Origin of the sequence: Streptomyces rishiriensis, assembly GCF_003112535.1 — a bacterium.
Classification (GTDB): domain Bacteria; phylum Actinomycetota; class Actinomycetes; order Streptomycetales; family Streptomycetaceae; genus Streptomyces; species Streptomyces rishiriensis.
On sequence record NZ_BEWA01000025.1, the window covers coordinates 18,373 to 34,730 of the forward strand.

Annotated in this window: 16 protein-coding genes and 3 pseudogenes; 8 read left to right on the forward strand and 11 right to left on the reverse strand. The window is 68.9% G+C overall.

Annotated elements, in window-relative coordinates:
• Positions 1–101 precede the first annotated feature (101 nt).
• Genes Sri02f_RS34805 through Sri02f_RS34815 form a run of 3 tightly spaced genes read left to right on the forward strand, consistent with a single transcriptional unit; the run spans position 102 to position 3,324 of the window.
• Entirely contained in the window at positions 102–755 is a 654-nt protein-coding gene (locus tag Sri02f_RS34805; RefSeq protein WP_109005330.1) for a response regulator transcription factor, read from the forward strand.
• Positions 746–2,014 (forward strand): sensor histidine kinase, encoded by a 1,269-nt coding sequence (locus Sri02f_RS34810; protein WP_109005331.1) that lies wholly within the window; start codon positions 746–748, stop codon positions 2,012–2,014. The genes Sri02f_RS34805 and Sri02f_RS34810 overlap by 10 nt, the downstream gene beginning before the upstream one ends.
• 38 nt (positions 2,015–2,052) lie before the next feature.
• Entirely contained in the window at positions 2,053–3,324 is a 1,272-nt protein-coding gene (locus Sri02f_RS34815; protein ID WP_109005332.1) for a COG4705 family protein, read from the forward strand.
• 514 nt (positions 3,325–3,838) lie between these two features.
• On the opposite strand, the pseudogene Sri02f_RS34820 reads toward Sri02f_RS34815, so the two are convergent.
• From Sri02f_RS34820 to Sri02f_RS34840, 5 genes and pseudogenes are all read right to left on the reverse strand, one after another.
• Positions 3,839–4,005: pseudogene (locus Sri02f_RS34820) on the reverse strand (helix-turn-helix domain-containing protein); the annotation flags it as partial.
• Between the two features lie 248 nt (positions 4,006–4,253).
• On the reverse strand, positions 4,254–4,706 hold the full coding sequence (locus Sri02f_RS34825) for a GtrA family protein (RefSeq protein ID WP_373865152.1): 453 nt from the start codon (positions 4,704–4,706) through the stop codon (positions 4,254–4,256).
• Between the two features lie 31 nt (positions 4,707–4,737).
• Positions 4,738–5,487, reverse strand: coding sequence for a hypothetical protein (locus tag Sri02f_RS34830; RefSeq protein ID WP_245970936.1), 750 nt, complete (start codon positions 5,485–5,487; stop codon positions 4,738–4,740).
• Positions 5,488–5,986: 499 nt separating this feature from the next.
• Positions 5,987–6,868: a serine hydrolase gene (locus Sri02f_RS34835; RefSeq protein ID WP_245970937.1), complete on the reverse strand. Its 882-nt coding sequence runs from the start codon at positions 6,866–6,868 to the stop codon at positions 5,987–5,989.
• Between the two features lie 679 nt (positions 6,869–7,547).
• Positions 7,548–7,976, reverse strand: coding sequence for a hypothetical protein (locus Sri02f_RS34840; RefSeq protein WP_109005334.1), 429 nt, complete (start codon positions 7,974–7,976; stop codon positions 7,548–7,550).
• A gap of 417 nt (positions 7,977–8,393) precedes the next feature.
• Between Sri02f_RS34840 and Sri02f_RS44195 the strand changes: the two genes are divergently transcribed.
• The 3 genes and pseudogenes from Sri02f_RS44195 to Sri02f_RS44200 form a co-directional block, all read left to right on the forward strand.
• Positions 8,394–8,693 carry a DUF6009 family protein gene (locus Sri02f_RS44195; protein WP_373865155.1) on the forward strand — a complete coding sequence of 100 codons (300 nt, stop codon included), beginning with the start codon at positions 8,394–8,396 and terminating at the stop codon, positions 8,691–8,693.
• A gap of 371 nt (positions 8,694–9,064) precedes the next feature.
• Positions 9,065–9,781, forward strand: a complete 717-nt coding sequence (locus tag Sri02f_RS34850; protein WP_109005335.1) for a DUF1345 domain-containing protein — start codon at positions 9,065–9,067, stop codon at positions 9,779–9,781.
• Between the two features lies 1 nt (position 9,782).
• Positions 9,783–9,926 (forward strand): annotated as a pseudogene (locus Sri02f_RS44200) (helix-turn-helix domain-containing protein); the annotation flags it as partial.
• Here the strand turns inward: Sri02f_RS44200 and Sri02f_RS44205 are convergent.
• The 3 genes and pseudogenes from Sri02f_RS44205 to Sri02f_RS34865 all read right to left on the reverse strand — a co-directional run.
• A pseudogene (locus Sri02f_RS44205) lies at positions 9,921–10,316 on the reverse strand (serine hydrolase domain-containing protein); the annotation flags it as partial. The pseudogenes Sri02f_RS44200 and Sri02f_RS44205 overlap by 6 nt on opposite strands.
• Complete coding sequence (locus tag Sri02f_RS34860) at positions 10,301–10,822, reverse strand: pyridoxamine 5'-phosphate oxidase family protein (protein ID WP_109005337.1); 522 nt, start codon at positions 10,820–10,822, stop codon at positions 10,301–10,303. The pseudogene Sri02f_RS44205 and the gene Sri02f_RS34860, both read right to left, overlap by 16 nt.
• A 273-nt stretch (positions 10,823–11,095) precedes the next feature.
• Entirely contained in the window at positions 11,096–11,671 is a 576-nt protein-coding gene (locus Sri02f_RS34865; RefSeq protein ID WP_109005338.1) for a TetR/AcrR family transcriptional regulator, read from the reverse strand.
• A 252-nt stretch (positions 11,672–11,923) separates the two neighbouring features.
• Between Sri02f_RS34865 and Sri02f_RS34870 the strand changes: the two genes are divergently transcribed.
• Entirely contained in the window at positions 11,924–13,009 is a 1,086-nt protein-coding gene (locus tag Sri02f_RS34870) for an FAD-dependent oxidoreductase (RefSeq protein WP_307721063.1), read from the forward strand.
• A gap of 305 nt (positions 13,010–13,314) precedes the next feature.
• The gene (locus Sri02f_RS34875) at positions 13,315–13,755 is read left to right on the forward strand and encodes a hypothetical protein (RefSeq protein ID WP_109005339.1); all 441 of its coding nucleotides are present in this window, start codon (positions 13,315–13,317) and stop codon (positions 13,753–13,755) included.
• Positions 13,756–13,953: 198 nt separating this feature from the next.
• On the opposite strand, the gene Sri02f_RS34880 is transcribed toward Sri02f_RS34875, so the two are convergent.
• From Sri02f_RS34880 to Sri02f_RS34890, 3 genes are read right to left on the reverse strand one after another with little or no spacing between them, the layout of a single operon-like run.
• Positions 13,954–14,301: a nuclear transport factor 2 family protein gene (locus Sri02f_RS34880; protein ID WP_109005340.1), complete on the reverse strand. Its 348-nt coding sequence runs from the start codon at positions 14,299–14,301 to the stop codon at positions 13,954–13,956.
• A complete protein-coding gene (locus tag Sri02f_RS34885; RefSeq protein ID WP_174855770.1) occupies positions 14,298–14,774 on the reverse strand; it encodes a TetR/AcrR family transcriptional regulator in 477 nt (158 codons plus the stop codon). Before Sri02f_RS34885 ends, Sri02f_RS34880 begins: the two co-directional genes overlap by 4 nt.
• 47 nt (positions 14,775–14,821) lie before the next feature.
• The gene (locus Sri02f_RS34890) at positions 14,822–16,258 is read right to left on the reverse strand and encodes an FAD-dependent monooxygenase (RefSeq protein ID WP_109005341.1); all 1,437 of its coding nucleotides are present in this window, start codon (positions 16,256–16,258) and stop codon (positions 14,822–14,824) included.
• Between the last annotated feature and the right edge of the window lie 100 nt (positions 16,259–16,358).

The window sequence follows — 16,358 nt, forward strand, 5'->3', positions numbered from 1 at the left end:
TTCCCGTGAGCCCCCGCTGCGGCTCGGCCGGTCGTCCCCGGGCGTCAGGTGGCTGATCTCGGCAGATGGAGAACTGGGACGGGAGTAACTAGGGTCGGCACGTGGCTTTCATCATGGTGTGCGAAGACGACGCGGCGGTCCGCGACATCCTCAGGCGTGCCCTGGAGCATGACGGCCACACCGTTTCCGTCGCCGCCACGGCCGACAGCCTGCTGCGGCAGCTCGCACCGGCGCCCCAGCTGGTCGTCCTGGATCTCGGGCTGCCGGACGCAGACGGCCGCGATGTCTGCCTGGCCCTGAGGGCTCGCGGCGTCGACGTGCCGGTGTTGATGCTCACCGCCTTGGACGGCCTGCATCACAAGGTGGGCGGCTTCGAGGCCGGCGCCGACGACTACATGACCAAACCCTTCGACATCCCGGAACTGCTGGTCCGCGTCCGGGCGCTGCTGCGCCGGGCCACCGTGGCGCCCGCACCGCACGAGGTCGTGCTCGATCCGGCGAAGCACGTGGTGTCCTACGATGCGGCGAGCATGAGCCTGACCCCGACCGAGTTCCGACTACTGGGCCGCCTGATCGCCTCGCAGGGCGACGCGGTACGTCGCCACGCCCTCGTCGCCGCCGGCTGGCCGCACGGAGCACAGGTCAGCGACAACACTCTCGACTCCTATATGCGCCGGCTGCGGGCCAAGCTGGGTCCGCTGGGTGTGGCCGGCCGTCTGGCGACGGTCCGCGGCGTGGGCTACCGATGGCAGTGACGGGATTCCGTAGAAGCGTCGTCGCGCTCACCGTCGTGATCGCCACCGCCGTGGTCGCCATCCTGGTCGTGGTCTCGCACGTGCTGCTGAGCAGGGTGACGGACGCGGACGCGCACGATCTGGCCCGGACGCGCGCCGAGGCGGTCGCGGCGAACGTCACCTCCGAGGGCGGCCGTGTCGTGCTCACGGAGAACGGCAGTGAGGCGTTGGACGAGGTCGCCTGGGTGTATGCCGACGGCCGCCTGATCGACGGGAATGTGCCGGCGAGCGTGGTCGGGCGTGTCGAGGAGCTGGCGGGCTCGGCGCGTTCGCAGACCGCGACCGTGGACGACTCCCTCCTGTACGCGCGGCAGGTCCCGGTCGACGGCCACCACGTCATGGTGATCGTCCGGGTGGACCTCACGCCCTATGAGACGTCCGAGCAGCGCAGCCTGACCTTGTCGTTGATCCTGGGCGGCCTCACGATCCTCCTCGCCGGCGGTGTCGCGCATCTCGTGGTGCGCCGCGCGCTGCGGGTCGTGCATGAAATGGCTCGCCTCGCCGACGACTGGGGTCATCACGAACCCGGGCGTCGTTTCAACCTCGGCGTCCCCCGCGACGAGTTCGGGGAACTGGGACAGACCCTGGATCGCCTTCTGGAGCGCGTCGACAACGCGTTGGCGGACGAGCGCCGGCTCACCGACGAGATCGCCCACGAACTGCGGACACCGCTCACGGTCCTGCGGGGCGAGGCGCAGCTGGCGCAGCTGTCCGGCGAGCCGGTGGTGCCGGAGGTCGTGCTGAGCGAGGTCGACCGCCTCGATGCGGCGATCACGACGATTCTCCGGGCCGCACGCGCACGGACGGACGACGGGACCCGATGCGATCTGCGTTCCGCTGCGCGGCAGGCGATCGGCACTCGCGCGGTCGAGGTCGTCTTCCCGGCGAAGGTCGAGGCGGCCGTGGCTTCTGACGTCGCCGTGTCGCTGCTGTCACCCCTGCTGGAGAACGGCCTGCGGCATGCGAAGTCCCGGGTGTGGATCACCGCGCGCCACCAGGGCGAGGTCATCGTGGTCGATGTCCTGGACGACGGCCCGGGGTTCGGTCCCGACGAGGTCGACCGGGTCTTCGAAGCGGGTGTGACCGGCGGCGATGGATATGGGCTGGGGTTGCCTGTGGCCCGGCGCATCGCCGCCTCGGCCGGTGTGGAGGTCCGTGCGATCGCGGACGGCCGCGGTCATGTCGAGGTGACGCTCCCGGCCGTGCGTGCGATTACGTAGTCAGGTTGCTTGCAGGTTCCCCGCGTAAACCTGGCCGCATGACAACGACAACGGAAGCGCGCACGCGCAGCGGGCGTCTCATGCTCAACAAGGTCCCTGAGGTCACCATCTGGTTCTGGGTGATCAAGATCCTGTGCACCACTGTGGGTGAGAGCTTCGCCGACTGGATCAACATGAAGCTGGGCGTCGGCCTGGTGAACACGGCCTGGATCTTCACCGGGGTGTTCGTGGTGGTCCTGGCCGTCCAGTTGCGGCTGAAGCGGTACGTTCCGTTCCCCTACTGGCTGACCGTGGTCGTTGTCAGCGTCACGGGCACCCTGTACACCGACATCCTCACCGATCAGCTCAACGTGCCGCTGTGGATCAGCTCCGCGGTCTTCTCGGTGCTGCTCGCGGTGGTCTTCGGCGTGTGGTGGCTGCGCGAGCGCACGCTGTCGATCCACTCCGTCACCACGCTTCCGCGTGAGTCGTTCTACTGGCTCGCCGTTCTCGTCACCTTCGCGCTCGGCACCGCGACCGGCGACTGGACCCTCGAGCTCACCGGCTGGAGCCCGGGCGCCTCGGTGCTGCTGCCGCTCGGCCTCATCGCCGCGATCACGCTGCTGTGGAAGTTCGGCGCGAATCCGGTGCTGTCCTTCTGGCTCGCCTACATCCTGACCCGCCCGCTGGGCGCGAACATCGGCGACTGGCTCGCCTCCCCGAAGGTCGCTCAGCCGGGCGAGCCGACCGGCCTCGCGCTGGGCACCTTCACCACCAGCCTGATCTTCCTCGGCCTGATCCTGGCGACCGTGGTCTACCTGACGGTGACGCGCTCGGACGTGACCGAGACCTACGAGGCCGCCCACGCCACCCACACCACCGGCGACCTGCGAAAGGAGCGCGTCGGTCTGGCCGGCTTCGGACTGCTCGCCGTCGCCACCACGGGCCTTCTGATCTGGGCCCACAGCCAGCCGCACGTCGGCCCGGCGCCGGAGGCCGACAACACCTCCGCCGTGCAGATGGCCCCCGGCGAGGCGGTGAAGAAATTCCCGCCCGCCAAGGTCACCGCCCTGAAGACCCTCGCCTCCACCGCGCTCAAGGACGCCCGCTCCGGGAACGCGAAGGGTGCGCACACGGCCGCACAGTCGCTGCGTGACCTGTGGGATGCCGACCAGGCCTCGCTGCAGCCGCTGGACCAGACCGGGTGGACCTCCATCGACGCCCAGATGGACAAGGTGCTGGGGACCTTCGGCATCGATCACTCGAACCCGCCTATGCCGCCCGCGCAGCAGGAGAAGGAACTGAACGCCCTCCTGACGGACATGGGCTGACAGGCCAGGCCACGCCCGGCCGAGCCATCCGCCCGACGGGTTGAGTGTGCCGGACTACGCCGAGAACACGCCGCCTCGGCACACACCCGAGCCGTGGACAACGGATATGCCCGGGTCGCCTGCAGGCGACCCGGGCATATCCGCACACTCCGTTGGGACGGTCGAAGCCGGCGTTGATGGCTCCGACCGCCCCACGGTCACCCCAGGCTGATCGACGGCCACGGTGGACCGGCGATGGGGGCGGGGCCGGCACGGTACGCGCCGGCGCTCTGTGCGATAGCGGCCCTGGCCGCGCACAAACCGGTAACGGTGCGACGACACTCCGGCGATATGCTTGCCGTGCTGGAGCGGCACTTGGCCGAGGGCTGGTTCGGACGGGAGGGCGGGCCAACGGTCTATCCTCATGGTGAACGCCACGGTCAGGACCGTCATCAGCACTGCAGCAGTGGTCAGCGCCACGAGCGAGAGCCGGCCCGCAGGGTGCGCGGGGTGAGACGGCGGACGACGCGTTTCTTGACAGGCGGTGTCCGATCCCGCGCGCCGTGCCGATGGTCAGCGCGCTGCCGCCTCGCGCAGCTTGTGCCGCAGCCGGGTCAGACAATGATCCAGTGTGTTGTCGTTGACCTGGGCGCCCTCGGGCCGACCTGACCGGATCAGATCGAGACGGCGCACGATGCACCCGAGATCGGTCCGAGTGGCCGAACGCCCCTGGTCGCCGCGCAAGGGATGCGAAGCAGACAAGGCGGTCGCGTGGTTGGCGCCAGTCACGGAACCTCCTGCGCGGGGTTCTCGCCCTCTCCGTGCGCACCGGACACCGTGAACGTACGTGTTTGATCATCACGGGCACGCTCATGACCATTACCGCAGCGGACATCCTGTTCCCGCGGTCGTCACGTCGGTGATGCGCCAAGCGGCCGGGGTCCCTCGCGTCACGGACGGGTCTTCTCGAAATCGCTCTGCGGCGGGGAGTGCTCGGGTGGGTGGCTGGAGCCGTGCCGCCTGAACACCCAGGTGCGGTACACCCAGAAGCGGAAGCCGGTTGCGGCCGCCAGGCCGACAGCCTTGAACAGGTTGCTCTGGAGAGCGGTGTCCCAACCGAACCAATAGGTCGCCGCGTACAGCACGCCGTTCTCGATGGCCAGGCCGATGACGCTGAACACGACGAACAGGGTGAACTCGCGGGCCGGCCGGCACTTGTCCCGGTCGCGGTAGGCGTAGTAACGAAAGCCCAGGTAGTTGACGAGAACCGCCACGCTGGTGCCGATCACGCTGCACCGCACCACAGGCAATCTCGTGACCGAGCGGCACAGGTTGAACACCGCGAAGTTCACCACCACACCGAGACCGCCGACCACGGCGAACCTCACGATCTCGGCCGCCAAGTCTCGACGCATCCGGTTGCCCGGCGGTCGATCAGGAGCGGAATCCGACGTGTACATGATCGTGATGAGTCGGGTCGCTGAAGAACTGGCCTGCGCTGGCACCGCTCGGCAGTTCCGGTCCGCCCACGTTGTAGGAGCCGACCGCCGCAGCATCCCGCATGAACGACTCGATCAGACGGCGGGGGGTGGCCGAGTCGACCACGGAGCGGCCATTGATCTGCCAGACGTCGAACGCCAGGCCGCGCGGGTGGTCGCTGGGGCGGGACGTGCCGAAGACGTCCAGCGGATGGCCCGAGCGGATCACGCTCAGGTTCATCCGGTACGTGTCCGCCAGCCGCAGCATCGCCTCCAGGACACTGGTGTGGATGTGCCCGCTGCGCACGTCGGCACGTGCGGCCGGCGGCAGACCGATACGCGAGTCGTCCAGCACCTTGCGTGCGGCCGGGGGCAGGGACGAGACGGCCGGACCCGGGCGGGCCGGATGCAGGGCGGTGATCGCCCACCGCGGAATCGCGCGGCTCAGCCGTACGTCCACGGTGGTCCCACCCGCAGTGACCGCGCCTGCCCGGCGGGTCCACTGCCGGCAGACCACCAGCACGCTGGCCGCGTCCGCCAGGATGCCGCCGTACTGGGCGTCCACCACCCGCAGCACGGCCTCGTCGGCCGAAGCCAGCAGCGGCCCCGCCTGTCCCACGAGGCCCGGATCCAGCCCGAGGGCGGATACCCGGCGCCGGGCCGCAGCCGCGCCCTGTTCCCCGGTGCGCCAACTTCCTAGAGCCACGATGAGCTGTACGGCGCGCAGCTTGACCTGCGGATCGACATCGTCAGGGCTGGGATGCCACGGCGTGGCGCGCGGGAGTCCTGACGGGTTTCCGGGGCTTTCCGCTGCGGTGACACGAAGGCGGTCACCGGAACAGCCTGCGGCGCCGAATGCCATTCCACCCACCGCAAGCAGTACCGTCCGACGACCAACCGATGACGCCGGCTGCCCGAAGTCACGCATCGATCAGTCCCCCTCCTTTCCCGGAAGGTGCGCCGGGCCGCCCCGGTGCGAGAACCAAAGCCCTGTGCGCCTGGCAGAGCGACCGTGGCTCTGGCGAGGGACGCGACATCCGGGGACTGGGGTAAGACAAACCCGAAGTACCCATTGCCCGGTCTTCGAGCATTACCTCATGGTTTGTAGGGTTTCGCAGAAGATTGTCGGTCCGTGTGCCGAAGGTGTGCACAGGAGGGCGTTGAGCCCAGTCGGCGACCGAGGCAGACGAGGACGGGTCTCCCCGTCAGGTCCGGACGGTCGCGGTCACGGCCTGCCGGGCCGCCCGCTCCACCAGTGAGACGCCGTCGCTCATCGACGTGCTGCCGTCCGACAGCACGGTGACGAGGTAGCGGTGTCCGTCCACCGTGATCCGGCCGACGCTGTTGACGTCCCAGAGCCCGGAGGTGGTGCGCTGCAGCCAGCCGTTCTTCAATGCGTACTCGGTGTCGGAGGCCGTCGAGACACCCCACGTCTGATCGCTCGCGATACGGCTCATCAGGGTTTGGACGTAGGTCCGGGACTCTTTGTTCAGCGGGGAGCCGGTCTTCGACGTCGCAGCGCCGTCGAACACGGAGAGCAGGAGCCTGATCTGGTCACTCGCCGTCGTCCGCGTCAGCCCCCACTTCGTGCCGTGACCACCCTTGGTCGAGGTCAGTCCCAGGCGTTTGTTGGCCGCCTCCAGGCCCGGTGCCTGGCCGATCTCGCGCCACAGGGCGTTCGCCGCCGCGTTGTCGCTGTTGCGGATCATCGGTTCGGCCAGCGCGCGTTCATGAGTGGTGAGGTGCCGGCCCGCGTCCTGAGCCTGCAGCAGCAGTGCCGCGAGGATGTCGACCTTGATGATGCTAGCGGTGTCGTACAGGGCGTCCTGACCGTACAGCGACGGCTTCCGGCTCCCGCCGTCGAGGCTGAGCACCGCCGCTGTCACGCGCGCCTTGCTCTGCGGCTGCATCGCGGCGTGGACGCCGGCTGTGGTCTGGGTCTGCGCCGACAGCGCGGGCGCGGCGACCGCAGGTGCCGTGTGCAGCGCGCCAAGGGAGAAGAGGGTCGTCACCGAGGCCAGGAGCACACCGGCGCAGGCGCCGACGCGGCTGTCACGGCGCCTGGCTGAGGACTTCGAATGCGGCACGGAACGGGGGCAGGACATGGTCGGGCGGGCCTCGGCATGGGTCGACAACGGGGAACTGCATGGCAAAGGTAGAGACAACGCGCGCCAGGTGAAGTGGCCCCCGTCACTACGAACCCGTTTCGGCCCGGATTGTGAGAAGGCCCATGTGCCCGTGGCCTCGGCACACGGGCTCTGTCGCGAGTTCCGTGAAACCCGAGATGTCGCCGGGCGGGAGGAGCAGCGCGCGGCATTGACGGCCGCCGCGCCGATCGCCGTAACGGCGGCCCCGAGGATGAGGGCGAGGTGCGTCCAGGGACGGCCAGGCGGCGACGCTCTTTTGATCGGTGCCGCCGGTGTTGGTCGCCACATGCTGCGGTCACTACGTCGCGTTACCGGACAAAAGCTGCGCCGAGGCGTCGTCGTCCAGGCCGAGCCGCTTCATGGTGGGGAAGGAGGCCGGGAAGGGGGCGAAGGACTCCGGCTGCGTGCTCACCGCTGCCTTCACCCTGCTCGTCGCCGCCCTCGCCTGAGCCCGCGGATCGGCCGTGCGCGTCGGCGGCGTACGCTCCCGGCCCTCGGGCGGGGGAGCGGCCCGCTGAGCTCCCGACATCCGGGAAGGCAGCTGCCGGCGCAGACGGTGCCGCCCGGCAAGCGACATGCCGGTCTTCGACTGGATGTCGTCTGCCGGGCCGAACCCGGCCTAGAGGACGGCCACCGTGTCCGCGTCGCCGTACCTGAACCCGTCATTGTCGAAGTAGAAGACGGAGACCTTCACTTTGTCTCCCTTGTCGAAGTGCGAGCCAGCGGCCGGGCGCAGGGTCACCAGCGCGACATGGTCGTTGTAGTCGCACACCAGCTTGTCCTTCTTGACGGTGCCCGCAGCGATGGACTGGTCGTGAGGGCTGTGGTTGAGCGTCGTCGCGTTGGCCACGAGTTCGTGGTCCATGCCGACGTCACAGGAGTAGGTGACCTTCACCTGCAGGCCTGGAGTGTGCTGCGACACCGTGTCGATGGTCAGCAGGTTCGCCTTGGCCGCTGCTGAAGGCGCGGTCGCCAGGGCCCCGGCTCCGATCAGAAGAGCGGTTGCCGCGGTGCCGGCGAGGCGTCGTCGGAAAGTGGATGACGTCATCTGGGTTTGTTCCTTCCCCCTTGCACAGGTGCCCATGGTCAAGATGTGGAGAGTCTCCAACTGAGCGGGCAACTGCGTCGGTTGCTGTTCAGGTCGACCTGGATGCTACGTGAGCTTTGAGTGATTCCGGCATCAGATGGTGCGGCCCTGCTTCGTGAGGAATGCCGCATCCTGCCGGATGAACCACTCCCGGCTCGGCATCGTCCGTGACGGGCCCGTCTGACTCAAGAGGTCGCACGCGGCCCGCCGCTCGGACGGCCGACCGCGTGGGCTCCGGTTTCGGAGGCTGCCAGAGGCACCGTAATCGTCGTGGCAAGACGGTGTGAGCCGCGCGGTGATTACGGCGTAATCACTCCGGGGCCCGCATGGTCGGGGTCGGCGCCGAGGCCGGGCTTCTGCCACCCTTGTGCCGGAGTGGTGCAGGGGGTCGGCTCGGCCTGTGCTGCGCACCGCGAGGGACGCAAGGTCGGCTACGCGGTCCTGGGCCCCACGGCCAAACCCTCACGCGCCTCCGGCACGTTCCGCCGCCACGTCCTCTGGCTCCGTCTTGTAGCCCTTGATCCGGCTTCGAGCGTGCGGGGCGTCTCACCAGTTCGTGCATGCTCGGTGGTGGCACGGCGGGACTTCGATCGTCGATCACGATCTGCGTGGTGGGGGACCGGGCGGGCGCAGCGGTCCTTGGCAGTCAGCAGGTCACCGGCCTCAGTTCGGAGCTGATCGTCGAACTTGTAGCGGAGATCGGCCAGTTGTGGCACGAGCGGCACCAGGCTGCACTTGCCTCGCGTCCTCGCGGGCGAGCAGTCGGGGCCGGTCACCGATACGCGTGCGATCGGTGAAGTGACGGCCGCTGCTGGCCCAGCGATGCTGCACTGTCGTTCCTGGCCTTCGATTCCGCACGCTCGCCGAGGTGCTTGACGCGTGCCACGCCTCCCGCGCCCACAGCGCCCCGCCGACCCCGCGCGCCGGACCAGACAGGCGGGGGAGAGCCGTACTCGGGGTAGATACTGGAGGTGCCCGATGGCCTGCACCGCTGAAGGACGCAGGCGTCGTGGCGCTGTCACCGGCGGCGACCGGAAGGACCAGTCGGCATGGCACGTACGCGTGCGGAGGCGAGTACCAGGCATCCCCGGCACGAACGCAGGGGCGAAGTGCGGCTGCCCGCGGTCGTCGCGACGCTCGCCGCGATCGCCCTGTACCTGTTCCTGCCGCAACGGCTGCTGGTCGCTCCGCGCTATGTGCTGCCCGCCCTGGAGTGCCTGCTGCTCGTTCCGCTGATCGCGATCAACCCGAAGCGTCTGACCCGGCAGACGAAGGCGTTCCGGGTGCTTTCCCTCACGCTCGTGGCGGTCATCGCCGTCAGCAATCTGGTGGCGCTGGTCATCCTGATCCACGAGCTGGTGTACGCCGGGGTGAAGGACGGCCGGTCCTTGCTGGTGGCGGCCCTGCAGGTGTGGCTCACCAACATCATCGTCTTCGGCCTGGCCTACTGGGAGCTGGACCGCGGCGGCCCGGTCAGCCGCACCCAGGTGCCCCGCTCGGCGCTGCCCCTGGCGGATTTCCGTTTCTCGCAGGACGAGAATGACGACGCCGTCCAGGAAGTGGCCGACGGCGCCAGCGGCACGTCGGACTGGGTCCCCACCCTCGTGGACTACCTCTACGTGTCCGTCACGAACTCCACGGCGTTCAGCCCGACCGACACGATGCCGCTGTCGACCCGAGCGAAGCTCCTGATGAGCGTCCAGAGCGTCGCCGCTCTGTGCACCTCGCTCCTCGTGATCGCCCGGGCCGTCAGCATCCTGCACTGACCGGCCGCGTGGCGGTGATATCCAGCGGGGCCGGCCGTGGCGATCGCCGATGGCCACGTACTGTCGCACGAACCTGACGTTGCGCCAGGTGGCGCCGTTGTCCGGGATCTCGAAGTCGGCCGCGGACCGGATCCTGGACCATCTCAGCGCTGGGCACACCGAAATGCAGATCGCCGTCGATGCCCGGGGGCAGGGTGACCCACTCGCGCAGAAGCTGCCGCGTCGATTCGCCGGTGGCTCGGCGTGCGACTTCGCCGACCAGGAAGCCGAAGGTGAACGGTGGTACCCGGTCTTGGTCCCGGAGCGCCCCTGCGGCTCGGCGTCGGCGAGATCGCGCTGCAGACCCGCGGCCAGTCGGTGAGAACGGCAGGCCGATGCATCGCGGCATGGCCGACGCTCCGACCGAGTGTGTCAGCACGTTTCGAAGAGTCGCACTCTCCTTCCCGTGGGCACCGAACTCCGGCCACAGGTCGACCACTGGTGTGCCGTATCCGACCGCTCCTAGTGAGGGTGTGATCGTCACCGCTTCGGCCATGTGTAGCGGGTCTCGCTGAACGTCGGTAGCTTGCCGAAAGCGAATCCCACCGTCGGATCGATTCGATACAGCCTGACGTCACCGACGATGACGGCCTCGCCCAACCCGTACCAGGTGCCCTCAGGGCTGGTCAGATGTGTGCCGTACTTTCGCTCGAAGTCCGCAGCAGCCTGTTCACGCTCGGAGCGCCCATCCACTGTGTGTGCGGCGCCCTCGATGACGACGTCCACACCGGTCAAAGCATTCGTGCCGGTCGTCAGCACACAGCGGGGATTGCGCTCGAGATTTCGCGCCTTGCGCTCTTGGCCGCCTGTGGTGAAGCACATTCCGCCCAGACTCCAAGCAGCCAACAGCGGTGTCACGTGCGGTCGCCCGTCAAGCCGCACCGTGGAAAGCCAGAACACCTCCGCCTCAGCCAGGACCGCCAAGGCCGACCCCCACGGCGTCGCTCGCGCGCTTGGGGACGAGAAGGGTCCCAGCAAGACATCTGGTTCGCTGTTCAACATTTGCGTCCCCAATCATGCATGTTCCGCCATGGGCACCGGTGAGCCAGCGCCATCCAGCCGACCCGTCATGCTCTCGGACAGGTCTTACGCGCCGTGTTGGTGATGACCTGAGTTCGCCGAGAAACTCATCGGTCCGAGCGCACCGGGAGGCTGTAAGCGTCGCCCAGCAGTTGCGGTGGGGCCGGGACAGACACGCTCAGTTGATCTCCCCGTCCCTCCAGGTGCTGACTTGGGACGGAGCGTCAGACCCAGGGCCGGGCCACGCTCTTACGCTCAGACGCCGGGACGGATGCCGTTCCAGCCGCGTTCGAGGAGGTCGAAGGCGCGGCTGACCCTCTCGTGGCGGTCGGCACGGCCTCGGGCGGCGCGGGGCGCTTCAAGGGCGAAGTGGGCGAGCGCCGCGCAGTCCGGATCGTCAGCGGGAACTCCGGTCGCCTCGGCGATGGCACGCGCGAGCGCGCTTTCGTGGCGCAGCCACATGTTCTGGGCGTAGTCGCGTAGGGCGGGGGTGCCCTCCACGAGTTCGGCGAAGTCGGCGAACTCCGCGTCTCCGCCCCGGGCCTCGACCCGGTATCGGAGTGCGTGCTCGCGCAGGGCGGCCACGACGGACTGGCCTTGGCGCCGCTCGCGCACGGCGGTGAGCAGCAGGGTTTCCTGTTCCGCGTCCTCGTCGAAGACGAGCGCCTCTTTCACGGGGAAGTGCTTGAACAACGTGGTGGTGGACACGTCCGCGGCATCGGCGATGTCCCGGATGCCGACCTGGTCGTAGCCGCGCTCGAGGAAGAGGCGCAGGGCGGCCTCGGCCAGGGCCTGCCGGGTGGCGGCCTTCTTGCGCTCGCGGCGCCCCATCGGTTCGCGCCCAGCAGTCGTCTCGTTCACGCTTCAACCCTACTCTCTTGGTTACACAACTCCAAAAGTTGGGTTGTTGCACTTTTTTGCCGAGGGTGGTCTTCTGAAAGCGCCGGCCGCGGCCCAACCGCGGTCAGCCGAGCCTCTCCTTCGACTGAGCACACCCATGAGCACACCCACGAGCGGAGCATCGCCATCCACACACCCGCCGCACCCCGCATCGCGATCATCGGCGCCGGTCCCGGCGGCCTGATCTGCGCCCGCATCCTCCAGCGGCACGGCATCATCGCCACCGTCTACGACCTGGACGCCTCCGCGACGGCCCGCAACCAGGGCGGCACCCTCGACATGCACCCCGACTCCGGCCAGGACGCCCTGCGCGAGGCCGGACTGCTGGACGAGTTCCTGGCGCTGGCCCGCCCCGAAGGTCAGCAGATGCGCCTGGTCAGCCGCGACGGACGCCTCCTGGTCGACGCCGTGCCACCCGAGGCCGACACGGACGGCAACCCGGAAATCGACCGGAGCCAGTTGCGCGACCTCCTGCTGAACGCCCTGACGCCCGGTACCGTCCGCTGGAACCATAAGCTCACGCACGCAGAACCCCTCACCGACGGCGTCCACCGCCTGCACTTCGCGGACGGCGCCGGCACCGAGGCCGATCTCGTCGTCGGAGCCGACGGCGCCTGGTCGAAGGTCCGTCGCCTGCTGTCCGGCGCGATACCCATCTACACCGGTGTCACCTTCGTCGAATCCGGCCTCGACCACGCGGACACCCGCCACCGCACACTTGCCGAACTCACCGGCGACGGCACGATGATGGCCCTCGACGACAATCGCGGCTTCATTGCCCAGCGCAACAGCCGCCAGCACATACGCGTCTACATCGGCATGCGCACCGATGAGCACTGGTACCAGAGGCCCGGCGTCGACCTGTCCGATGACCGCGCCGTTCGCGAAGCACTCCTCAAGGAGTTCACCGGCTGGAACCTCGACCTGCTCGGCTTCATCACCGACACTGACCGCGGGTACATCAACCGGCCCCTGTACGCCCTGCCCGTGCCCCACACCTGGCAGCACAAGCCCGGCATCACCCTCCTCGGTGACGCCGCGCACCTGATGTCCCCCTTCTCCGGCATGGGCGCCAACCTCGCCATGCTCGACGGCGCCGACCTCGCCCGGGCCCTCATCACCCACACCACCACCGACGAGGCCGTCCGCGCCTACGAGGCCCTGATGCTGCCCCGATCAGCGGAAGCAGCCGAAGGTGCCGCCGAGGGAATCGACAGCGCCTTCGCACCCGACAGCGCCAGCCAAGTCCTTGCACACATGTCCCGTTGAACCGCTGACAACACGAGAGTCGTCAGCCCCTCTACAGGCCGTATGTCCCTCAATCGATCATTCAGGCTGCGGCCTGCGCAGATGACCGCGCGGGCCGGCGGGACGTGGTGGTGACGGATTGACGGACGGACCCGGCGACGGCCAGGTGGACGGGCGGACAGCGCACAGTCGGCGTAACGGCCCTTGTGACACCGGTGACGGGACCGCGACAGAAAACCTACAACTGTGAGCGGGCCTGCCCGGTCTCGCATTGCGTGGACGGCGACGACCGGCCGTCCCGCCGAGACACCAACAGGGGGAACACCATGAAGTCGATCCGCCGTAAGGCAGCCACCGCCGGCGCGCTTGCCGTTCTGGCTCTGGGCGGCACGCTCGCCGCGACCGCACCGGCTTCGGCTGCCACTGCCCGCGCGTACAACGGAGCGTGTGGCAAGGGGTACGAGGTCTTCACGTCGACTCCGATCAGGTCGTCGCAGACCACGGTGGCCGCCACCACGTACGTGGCCTACAGCTCTGCGGACAAGCAGTGGTGCGCGGTCACGGTGCGCAACAAGCCCGGCGCCCGCGTGTTCATGGAGGTCACGCTGGACACCTGGCCGACCAGCAGCAACCCGGCGAGGGATGCCGGCTCCTACACGACCTTCGCCGGCCCGGTGTACAAGGACCTCCCCGAGCCCGGCCGGTGCATGACCTGGAGCGGTTCGATCGACATCTACTACAACTCGGACAGGGGCCTTTGCCCCTGACCAACGGTAACGGCTGCGGGCGGGGCCGACCCCCGGCTCGGCCCCACCGGCAGCCCCCGCAGCGGGAACACCGTCCGCCGGGCCGCGAACTGCCTCCCGTGGCTGCGCAGTGCCCAGCCGTCGAAGTAGCGGTGGACAGTGACCTCGCCGAGCGGGCCAGCTGATCTGCGAGGTGCTCGGCGAGGCTGCGGGGTCCGCTCAGGCGGGGAGGAAGAACCCGGTGATGTCGGCGAGCCGGCCGTCGCGGTGCAGCGCGGTGCTCACGCCTGACATGGCGGGTTCGCCGTGCTCGCCGAGCTGGGTCCACCGTGCGAGCGACCGGTCGTGGTGGTCGAATACCTGGTCGATGCGGAACCGGTGACCGGGGAAGGCTCCGGCGAATCCGGTCATGTAGGCGGCCAGCTCGGTCAGTCCGCCGACCTCCGTGCCAGGGTCCCGGTAGGCGACGTCGTTGACCGCGACCGCGTCGAGTGCGGCGAGCCGCTCGCCGGGCTCGGCCGACCAGCACGCGGCATGGTTCTCCCAGAGCTGCTGTGCGTCACTCATCGCTGTCCCCCTTTCTCGGGGGCGATCGACGCCATCGCGCCGCCGGTGATCGTGTGCAGTTTCGTGACGGGTGTGCCGGCCCTGACCAGTACCAACAGGCCTTGATAGAGCGCCAGCAGGTGGGCTGCCGACACCTCGACGTTCAGATCCGCCGAGAGCAGGCCGAGGGCGCGGCCGCGCGTCAGGGCTTCGGTGAAGCCTGACTCGATCGTCTCCAGCCCTCGGCGTACTCCGGCGGCGGCCTGCGGAACGGTGAAGGACTCCACGGCGGTGTTGGTGAGCAGACAGCCCGGATCGGGCTCGGGGCCGGCCTGGAACGCCGAGGTGAAGAACGACCGGATGCCCGCCACGGGGTCTGTCGACTCCAGGAGATGGACTCGTACCCGGCCCTGGACCACCTGCTCGTTGTAGGCGTCCAGGGCGGCGCGGAACAGACCGTCCTTGCTTTCGAAGGCCCGGTACAGGCTGCCCACTGACGGCCATCAGCCTCTCCACGACGGACGGCTTCCCGAACGTCGGCTCAGCGGGGTTCGCCGAACCAGCGGTGGAGCGCCGGTTCCAGCTCATCCGCGCCTGCCCAGCACACGTAGCCGTCCGGCCGGATGAGCATCGGCTCGGTGTCGGCGCCCTCGCCCACCCGGTCCACCCGGTCCGACCAGGGGCCGGCGACCTTGGAGAACGCGTCGGCCGGGTCCAGCAGGATGCCGTGCCCGGACCGCAGCAGTTCGTGCATCCGGGCCGGGCCGAGGTCCAGGTCCGGTGCGGGCCGGCCTACGAGCGGATGGGTTTCGGTGCCCGGCATCGGGTAGCGGATGGCCATCCCGGACATCAGGTCGGCGAGGTAGTGCTGGACGTCCGGCAGTTGGGCCATGTCCGTGAAGATCTCCCGGGCGGCCAGCACGTCCGGATCGCGGGTGCCGGTCCAGTCCATCAGCAGGCTCTGTGCCCGGACGTTGCGCAATACGGCGGCCCCGGCCGGATGGCGTTCCGCGTGGTAGGTGTCGAGCAGGTTCTTTGGCGCCCAGCCGTTCACGGCGGCGCCGAGCTTCCAGCCGAGGTTGAGCGCGTCCTGCATCCCGGTGTTCATGCCCTGCGCGCCGAGCGGAAGGTGGACATGCGCGGCATCGCCCGCCAGGAACACCCTCCCGTGCCGGTACTGCTCGACCTGCCGTGACGCGTTGGTGATACGGCGGGCGTAGCGCAGTTCGAGCAGATGCACCTTCGTTCCGAACACGGTGCTCAGACCCTGGCGGATTTCGTCCTCGGTGACGGGGATCTCCCTCGGCAGTGACCGGCCCGGCCCGCCGAGGACCAGCCGGAGCAGCTGCCTGCCCTGCGGATCGGTGCCGAGCGGGAACAGTGCCGCCCAGTGCCCGTCCTCGTTCCAGGTGTGCGACGTCGATGGACTGACGCCGCTCAGCCGCACGTCGGCGGCGGTGATCGTCAACGTGCCGGGCTGACCGGGGAACCCGGCCCGCAGGAGCGACCGTACGGTGCTGTGGGCTCCGTCGGCGGCGACGAGGTGACGGGAGCGCAGGGTGGCGCCGTTGGCGAACGTCGCGGTGACCCCTTTGTCGTCCTGGGCGAGGCCGACCAGTTCATGGTCCCTGCGGGCGTGGAGGCCCTGCGCGGCGAGATGCTGCTCGAAGAATCCCTCGATCGCCACCTGCGGCACGGACCGCCAAGGCAGACTGTGCCGGTTGGAGTGGGGCGGGAGCGGGATACCGGCGAAGTGGCCAGTGGTGACGGGGTGATCTCCGGTGGCCAGCAAGGGCTCCAGCAGCCCTCGTTGGTCGAGCGCCTCCAGTGTGCGGGACTGCACGCCGCCCGCCTTGGACAGGTCGCTGCGCTGCGACAGCTTGTCGACCAGCACGGTCGACACCTCCGCCATCAGCAGCTCGTTGGCCAGCGTCATTCCGGTCGGGCCGGCGCCGACGATGAGCACATCGGTGTCCATGGGTCTCCTGTGGGCTGTGTCGAACGGGACACAGGCAACGCTCCGTCGGCCGAGCCGTCCGAGCCAGAAACCGGCGTCATTGCGTTGGTATCTGACACTG

Excerpts from the sequence above, each read along its gene's own strand:
- Sri02f_RS34865 (WP_109005338.1), bottom strand. The coding sequence starts at position 11,671 with ATGGGGCGCCGCGAGCGCAAGAAGGCCGCCACCCGGCAGGCCCTGGCC.
- Sri02f_RS34875 (WP_109005339.1), top strand. The coding sequence starts at position 13,315 with ATGAAGTCGATCCGCCGTAAGGCAGCCACCGCCGGCGCGCTTGCCGTT.
- Sri02f_RS34815 (WP_109005332.1), top strand. The coding sequence starts at position 2,053 with ATGACAACGACAACGGAAGCGCGCACGCGCAGCGGGCGTCTCATGCTC.
- Sri02f_RS34810 (WP_109005331.1), top strand. The coding sequence starts at position 746 with ATGGCAGTGACGGGATTCCGTAGAAGCGTCGTCGCGCTCACCGTCGTG.
- Sri02f_RS34850 (WP_109005335.1), top strand. The coding sequence starts at position 9,065 with ATGGCACGTACGCGTGCGGAGGCGAGTACCAGGCATCCCCGGCACGAA.
- Sri02f_RS34860 (WP_109005337.1), bottom strand. The coding sequence starts at position 10,822 with ATGTTGAACAGCGAACCAGATGTCTTGCTGGGACCCTTCTCGTCCCCA.
- Sri02f_RS34890 (WP_109005341.1), bottom strand. The coding sequence starts at position 16,258 with ATGGACACCGATGTGCTCATCGTCGGCGCCGGCCCGACCGGAATGACG.
- Sri02f_RS34840 (WP_109005334.1), bottom strand. The coding sequence starts at position 7,976 with ATGACGTCATCCACTTTCCGACGACGCCTCGCCGGCACCGCGGCAACC.
- Sri02f_RS34880 (WP_109005340.1), bottom strand. The coding sequence starts at position 14,301 with ATGAGTGACGCACAGCAGCTCTGGGAGAACCATGCCGCGTGCTGGTCG.